Source organism: Mesorhizobium sp. M4A.F.Ca.ET.090.04.2.1 (assembly GCF_003999085.1).
Taxonomy (GTDB): Bacteria; Pseudomonadota; Alphaproteobacteria; order Rhizobiales; family Rhizobiaceae; genus Mesorhizobium.
In genome coordinates, this window is the sequence record NZ_RZOT01000329.1 from 1 (window position 1) to 6,841 (window position 6,841).

The 6,841-nt window shown below is 66.3% G+C and carries 6 protein-coding genes and 1 pseudogene; 4 read left to right on the forward strand and 3 right to left on the reverse strand.

Annotation, left to right across the window (positions count from 1 at the left end; translation table 11 throughout):
• Nucleotides 1-799: pseudogene (locus EN781_RS21570) on the forward strand (lipopolysaccharide biosynthesis protein); the annotation flags it as partial.
• An 11-nt stretch (nt 800-810) separates the two neighbouring features.
• Here EN781_RS21570 and EN781_RS21575 read toward each other — a convergent pair.
• From EN781_RS21575 to EN781_RS21585, 3 genes are read right to left on the reverse strand one after another with little or no spacing between them, the layout of a single operon-like run.
• Nucleotides 811-1,734 carry a DUF6492 family protein gene (locus tag EN781_RS21575; protein ID WP_126056471.1) on the reverse strand — a complete coding sequence of 308 codons (924 nt, stop codon included), beginning with the start codon at nt 1,732-1,734 and terminating at the stop codon, nt 811-813.
• Nucleotides 1,731-2,513 carry a WecB/TagA/CpsF family glycosyltransferase gene (locus EN781_RS21580; protein ID WP_126056472.1) on the reverse strand — a complete coding sequence of 261 codons (783 nt, stop codon included), beginning with the start codon at nt 2,511-2,513 and terminating at the stop codon, nt 1,731-1,733. The genes EN781_RS21575 and EN781_RS21580 overlap by 4 nt, the downstream gene beginning before the upstream one ends.
• Entirely contained in the window at nt 2,510-3,676 is a 1,167-nt protein-coding gene (locus EN781_RS21585) for a glycosyltransferase family 4 protein (RefSeq protein WP_126056473.1), read from the reverse strand. Before EN781_RS21585 ends, EN781_RS21580 begins: the two co-directional genes overlap by 4 nt.
• A 170-nt stretch (nt 3,677-3,846) precedes the next feature.
• On the opposite strand from EN781_RS21585, the gene EN781_RS21590 reads away from it, so the two are divergent.
• The 3 genes from EN781_RS21590 to EN781_RS21600 form a co-directional block, all read left to right on the forward strand.
• Nucleotides 3,847-4,845: a glycosyltransferase gene (locus tag EN781_RS21590; protein ID WP_126056474.1), complete on the forward strand. Its 999-nt coding sequence runs from the start codon at nt 3,847-3,849 to the stop codon at nt 4,843-4,845.
• Nucleotides 4,814-6,133, forward strand: coding sequence for an O-antigen ligase (locus tag EN781_RS21595; RefSeq protein ID WP_126056475.1), 1,320 nt, complete (start codon nt 4,814-4,816; stop codon nt 6,131-6,133). Before EN781_RS21590 ends, EN781_RS21595 begins: the two co-directional genes overlap by 32 nt.
• Before the next feature lie 72 nt (nt 6,134-6,205).
• Nucleotides 6,206-6,841, forward strand: a 636-nt coding sequence (locus tag EN781_RS21600; protein WP_127400311.1) for a pyrroline-5-carboxylate reductase, incomplete at its 3' end; no start/stop codon positions are given.

The following is a 6,841-nucleotide window of genomic DNA, read 5'->3' on the forward strand; positions in this document are numbered from 1 at the left end:
CGTGCTGGCGATCCTGGCGACCGCGCTAAGGGCGCTCGGCGCGGTGCTGTTCATGCTGGCGGCGCAGCACAGCGTCGGCGTCTGGTCCTGGTACTACATCGGCGCCAACGCGGCTTCGCTCGCCATCGCCTTCGGCTTCTTCTATCCGCGCCAGCGGCTGCGACTGCGCACCGAGCTTTATCTCAGGCGGCTCGCCGACTCGATCTATGTCGCCGGCGCCGAGGTCCTGTTCTACCTGCAGATGGAGTTCGACAAGCTGCTGGTGCTGTCGATCGGCGGCGCTCATCTCGCCGGCATCTACGCCATCATCATGCGCCTCGTCGACCTGACGGCGATCCCGATCCGCACCTTCTCGATGATGCTGGTGCAACGGATGATGCGGGCACCGGAGCTCTTGTCGCGGCTGGCCGTCAAGAGCGGCATCGAGGGCGGTGTGTTCCTGGTCTCGACGCTGGCGCTCGCCGCGCTCGGCATCGTGCTGCATTTCTTCCCCAACGCGCTGGGCAGGAATGTCGCGGAGGCGGCGCCCCTGGTGGCGCTAGCCATCTGCGTGCCCGGCCTGCGCAATCTGGTCGAATACCAGGCCGAGTTGCTGTTCGCGCGCGGCCAGACAGCCGTCCGGGCGCTCAATCTCGGCCTGCTTGCCGGGCTCAAGGCGGTGCTCCTGATCTATGTGCTGACGACGATCGCCGACACGTCCAACCTGGTGCTGTCGCTCAACGTCGTCTTCCTGCTGCTCTATCTCGCCTCGGCGTTTCTCACTTACTCGGCGATGCGCAGGCCGGCCAAGGCCATCTAATTCTGCTTAGGCTAAGCGAGCCCGATCAGGCGGTGGATGCGGCCGATGTCGGTGCCGATGAAGGACTGCAAGCCGATCGCCACCTGTTCGGGCGCCATGCCGGCAACGAAACGGCGGAAGTCATCGTCCGACAGGGGCTCGCCGGTCCAGTGGACGCGGCAGAATTCTTCCGAACCGTGAAAATGGCCGGCCCCCTCCGACACGTCGTCGACATAGCGGCCGTAGATCATGCATTCGGAGAATTTTCGCGCCGAGCCGAGGACCGCGACCCAGTCGCGGCCATGCACATTCTCGATCCGGCTGCACATCGCCGTGACGGTCTCGCGCCGCCAGGCGATCAGCGTCGAAATGTAATCGTGCACCGTGATCTTGGTCGGATCGATGCCGAGCGCCGCGCCGGCATTACGCGACCAGATGCGATGTTCGTCATGACCATCGTTCGCCAGGACGCCATCGCGCCGGAACAGCCGCACCTTACCGTCACGCCAGAAGGCACTGGCGTCGAACGGCCTGAGAAAGGCGACGTCGGAATCGCAGAAGATCAGCACGTCCTCGCCAGCATGGCCGGCAATGGCGATGCGGCGGAGCTGCTGCGCATGCCAGCCGCGCAGCGGCTGCGTCCTCAGGCTGAGCCAGACGCGGCGGCGAAACAGGGAGAACGGATCGTCGACGACATGCAGCCAGCGCGGCAGGAGATCGCGTTCGTCGACGACGATGCGACGGTGGTTCTCCAGTTGGCGAAACAGCGCCACGTCGCGATGCTCGACCAGTATGTAGTGGCGCGCGAACCCGGAAAGCTGGCGGTCCATCGTCTCGCACAGCAGACGGCAGCGTTCAAAATCCGGCGCATAGCTGGCGGTCACCACCGCGGCCGTCGGCGCCGGCGGCAGCCGCTGGACTTCGGCCGTTGCATCCGGGACGAAGCGGCTGTTCAAGGACGCGCTCCGGCGGCCGAGAATTTCTGCCTGGCGACGCGCCACAGGAACAGCGGGTTGCCGACGACGTAGCGGCGCCAGAGGCGGCCTGGCTCGATCAGCAGCCGGAACAGCCATTCGAGCCTGAGACGGCGCATCCACAGCGGCGCGCGCGGCACCGTGCCGCTCAGGAAATCGAGCAGCGCGCCAACCGCGATCGGCAGCGTGCAGTGACGGGCGTCGATGTGGCGCGCGATCCACAATTCCTGGCGCGGCACGCCCATGGCGACGAGCAGCACATCCGGCCGCAGCGCTGCGATCCTGTCGACGATCACCGGCTCCTCGGCGGCGCAGAAATAGCCGTCGTGGATGACCACGAACCTGTGCTGCACGGCGAGCGCGGCGAGCTTGACCGATGCCGCCTCGGCGTTCACGCGGGTGGCGCCGAGCAGGCCGACGGTCAGCGGCCGCGACGAGGCCTGCAGGAAGGCAGGCACGAAGTCGGTGCCGTTGAGGTTGTCCGGAAACGGCGTGCCGTAGAGCAGCAGCGCCGCCATGTCGACGCCGATGCCGTCGGGCAGGATGAGGAAATCGTCCAGCGCCTCGGCAAAGACCGGATCGGTGCAGGCGATGTTGGCATTGTGGGCGTTGAGGAAGCTGACCTTGGTGAAGCGCCGCTCAGCGACCAGCCGCGTCAGTAGCGCGATCGCGTCGTCCCAGCGGATGGCGAGCACGGGAATGCCGAGGATGGTCTTCAACGTGTCGGACCCGAACGCCTTGCGGGTGGCGTGCATGTTCATGCGAACGCCTCCTGCCTGACCGAACCGAGCTTATCGAGGCCAAGTTTGATCGCGGCATCGAGCGCCTTGACCTGACGGCGATGGAAGGCGCTGCCGTCGACATCCCTGGCATTCGCGGCGGCGGCCTCGAGCGCGGCGGCAAAGGCGATCGGATCGTCGGTGACGACACAATTGTCCGGGCGATGGCCGATGCCGCGCAGCGAGCGGCTGGTGGCGACGGACGGCAAGCCGAGTTCGAAGGTCTCGATGGTCTTGAGCTGCACACCGCTGCCGGCGGTGCTGATCAGCGGGATAACGGCGGCCGCGCGCACGAAGGCCTGCGCGTCAGGCACGCGGCCGACGAATTCGACACCGGGATGGGCGGAGGTGATGCCCGCCGGCATGCCGCCGGCGATCCTGATGCGGAAACCCGGTTTCAGATGCGGCACGACCTTTTGCAGGAACCAGTCGAGCCCGATGCGGTTCGGCTGCCAGGTCCAGGTGCCTATCAGGGCCGCGTCGAAGTCGATGCGCCTCCGGCCGGCCGGCGCCTGGCTGCGGGTGACCAGTGGCAACACCGCCGAGCGGTCGGTGGAGGCGACGCCAAGTGCCGCGCGATCCTCCTCGGCCAGGGTGAAGACGAAACGCGCCTGGCGGCAGAGCCGCTCTTCCATGACCTTGAGCAGCCTCGCCTCCCGGCGAAACAGGAGGCGCTGAAGGAGGCTTGCCGCGGCGGCGGCATTCTCCTCGGCCGAGCGGTGCTCGACATTGTGGGCGACAAAGATGGACGGCCGGTCGCCGAAGAGCGTCTCGAAGGCGCCGGCGAACTGCACTGAGTTCAGCACATAACCGTCAACTGGGCCGGCGCGCCCGATCGCGGCACGGACCTCGGCATCGGAAACGATACGCAGCTTGACCGAGGCGAAGGTGAGGCCGGAGAGCATCGCCTTGGCCACCCAGGCGAGCTTTTGCAGCGGTGCTGCGCTTTCGGTGCGCACGTCGACGGCGCCGAGCACGATGGTGTTGTCAGGGTCGGCCGCCGGCTTTCCCGGCCAATTGAAGCCAACCACGGTGACGCGCACGCCCGCGCGCCGCAACGCGTCTATGATCGCGGCGTTGGCAATCTCATAGCCCGAAGCGAGAGCGCCGTCGGGCACGATCGATGTGGCGAACAGCAGATGCATCTCACCTATCCAGCGCAACCCAGATAGCAAAGCGGGGTGAACCCTTGATTAAGTGAACCAAATGGGCGCCGAGAGTCTCGGTGTCGCGGATTTCGCCGCGAAAGGTGATTAACGAAACGTTATCATCGCAGTGCTATCGAGGGCCAAAATCACCCCTGCGGCTGGAGCGCATGATCCCCTTGCCATCGGACGGTTCGGTATCGATCGCGGGACGCTCCCCTGGGCTTGCCGCCGAGGCGATCGAGGTGGTCGTTACGCTGCCGACCTTCAAGCGCCCGCAGATGCTGCTGGCGACGCTGGCGTCGCTGAAGGCTCAGCGGACCGCGAGACGCTTCGCCGTGATCGTGATGGAGAACGAAGCCGAGGCGCGCGACGGCGCCAAGGCGGCCTTGCCGTCCTTCGAGCGCGGCGAAATGTCGGGTCTGGTCATCATCGCGCATGAGCGCGGCAATTGCAGCGCCTACAACGCCGGCTGGCAGACCGCGATCCTGCATTTTCCCAATTTCCGCCACCTGCTGGTCATCGACGACGACGAGCTCGCCGATCCCGACTGGCTGGAGCGCATGTGCAAGGCGGCCGAGACGCTCGGCGCCGACATAATCGGCGGACCGCAGGTGCCGGTGTTCGCGGAGCCGACGCATACCAGATGGGCGGAGCACCCGGTCTTCGCGCCGCCCTATCGCGAGACGGGCCGCGTGCCTGCGCTCTATTCGTCCGGCAACCTCCTGGTCGGGCGACACGTGCTGACCGCCATGAGCCCACCCTTCCTCGACCTGCGCTTCAACTTCATGGGCGGCGGCGATTCCGATTTCCTCAGCCGAGCGGCCCAGAAAGGCTTCGTGCTCGGCTGGTGCGCCGCAGCCAAGGTGCATGAGACGGTGCCCGCCCGGCGCGTCGAGGCCGACTGGATCCGTGCCCGCAGCCTGCGCAACGGCGTGATCTCGACGCTGGTCGAGAAGAAGAAGCGCGCCGGCACGCCGCTTGCCGGCCTGAAAGTGTTCGCCAAGAGTCTAGCGCTGCTTGCCGCTTCGCCGCTGCGCGGCGCGATCCGGCTGGCGCGGACGGGATCGGTCGCGATCGGCCTCTATCCCATCCATGTCGCCCTCGGCCGCGTGATGGCCGAATTCGGATACGCCAATGAGCAATACCGGCAGCCTGAGAAGAACTGAGCGGGCGCCGCTCAGCGCGGCGTTCACCCGCGAGGGCGTCGCCACCGCGATAGCGGCGCTGCTGTTCACCGTCATCATGGTGTCGTTCCGGCCGTTCCAGCCGGCCGGCGCCGAGTTGACCGGCCAAGGTGGCGACATCGTCAATCAGCTGGGTTTCAGCTCGCTCGGCGCGATCTCGATCTTCTCGCTTATGGCGTTCGCCGACCCGCGGGTGGCGCGCTCGCTCTTCAGCCCGTCCTGGATGCTCATGCTCGGCTTCTTCATGCTATCGGTGGTGCTGGCGACCGATCCGCCCTCGGCGATGCGCGCCGCCTCGTTCACGCTGATCGGCATCCTGACCATGGCAACGATCCTGGCGCTGCCGCGCGACGCGGAAAGCTTCTCCAAGGTCATCATCTTCACCGCCATTGTCGTCATCGGCCTCTCCTATGTCGGCCTGATCGTCTTTCCGCATGAGGCCATGCACACGGCCGACTCGCAGGAACCCGAACATGCTGGGCTCTGGCGCGGCGTCTTCACCCACAAGAACATCGCCGGGCCGATCATGGCCTGCTTCAGCTTCGCCGGGCTCTATCTCTATCGGCGGGGGCAGAAGCTCTGGGGCGCGGGCATCTTCGCCGTCGCCATGATCTTCATGCTGCACACCGGCTCCAAGACGACGGTCGGGCTGGTGCCGTTCTCGATCCTGATCGTGGTGCTGCCGAGCCTGATCGGCATGCGGCTCGGCACGCCGATCCTGTTCGCGCTGGCAATCATCGCCACGGCGGTCGGCACGCTGGGCATTGTCTTCATTCCGCCGGTGAAGCACCTGGCGGCGGTCTATTTTCCCGACCTTACCTATACCGGGCGCACGACGCTGTGGGAGTTCGCCGGCGGCATGCTGGCGAAGAAACCCTGGACCGGCTACGGCTATGAGAGCTTCTGGGGGACACCGCTGCTGCTCAACCAGGACCAGCCCTTCGACCGACCCTGGGACATCCGGACCATTGTGCACGGCCATGACGGCTATCTCGACATCGCCGTGCTGATGGGTATTCCGGCGCTTTGCCTGGCGGTCTACACCTTCCTGATCGCGCCGCTGCGCGACTATATGCGCATCCCGCTGCGCAAGGAGAACATCTATCTCGGCGACTTCTTCATGATGGTGTTGCTGTTCGCGGCGCTGAACGGCTTCCTCGAAAGCTTCTTCTTCCGCCGCGCCGACCCCGTCTGGCTGTTCTTCGTGCTCAGCGTGCTCGGGCTGAGGCAGGTGGCGCTGCGGCCGCTGGCGGTGCGCCGCTCTTCCTGAGCTGGCTTCGACGGGGCTTTCCCGCCACGCCGCAAGCGTCTATGGGAAGGCCGTTCCCGCGGAGGCATCCAAATGACAATCAGGCTTGTTCTCGCCGGCTGCGGCAATATGGGTTTCGCCATGCTCTCGGGCTGGCTGAAATCCGGCAAGCTTGCACCGCAAGCCGTGTTCGTGGTCGAGCCCAATGACGCGTTGCGCAAGCGTGCCGAGGCGCTGGGCTGCGGCGCCGCCGCGGATGCCGCCGGAATTCCGGCCGACGCGGTGCCTTCCCTCGTCGTCATCGCGGTCAAGCCGCAAGTGATCCGCGACGTGACCGCCGCCTACAAGCGTTTCGGCGACGGCCGCACCACCTTCCTCAGCGTCGCCGCCGGCACGCCCGTCGCCACCTTCACCGAAATCCTGGGCGACCGTGCGCCGATCGTGCGCTGCATGCCGAACACGCCGGCCGCCATCGGCAAGGGCATGATGGTGGTGTTCTCCAACCCGCTGGTGTCGGACGACACGAAGCGCTTCGTCGCCGACCTGTTGGCGGCGAGCGGCGAAGTGGCCGAGATCGACGACGAAGGCTTGATGGACGCGGTAACGGCGGTGTCCGGATCAGGCCCGGCCTACATCTTCCATTTCATCGAGGCGCTGACGGCTGCAGCCGAAAAGGCCGGCCTGCCGGCCAGGACCGCCGGCCTGCTCGCCATGCAGACGGTCTATGGC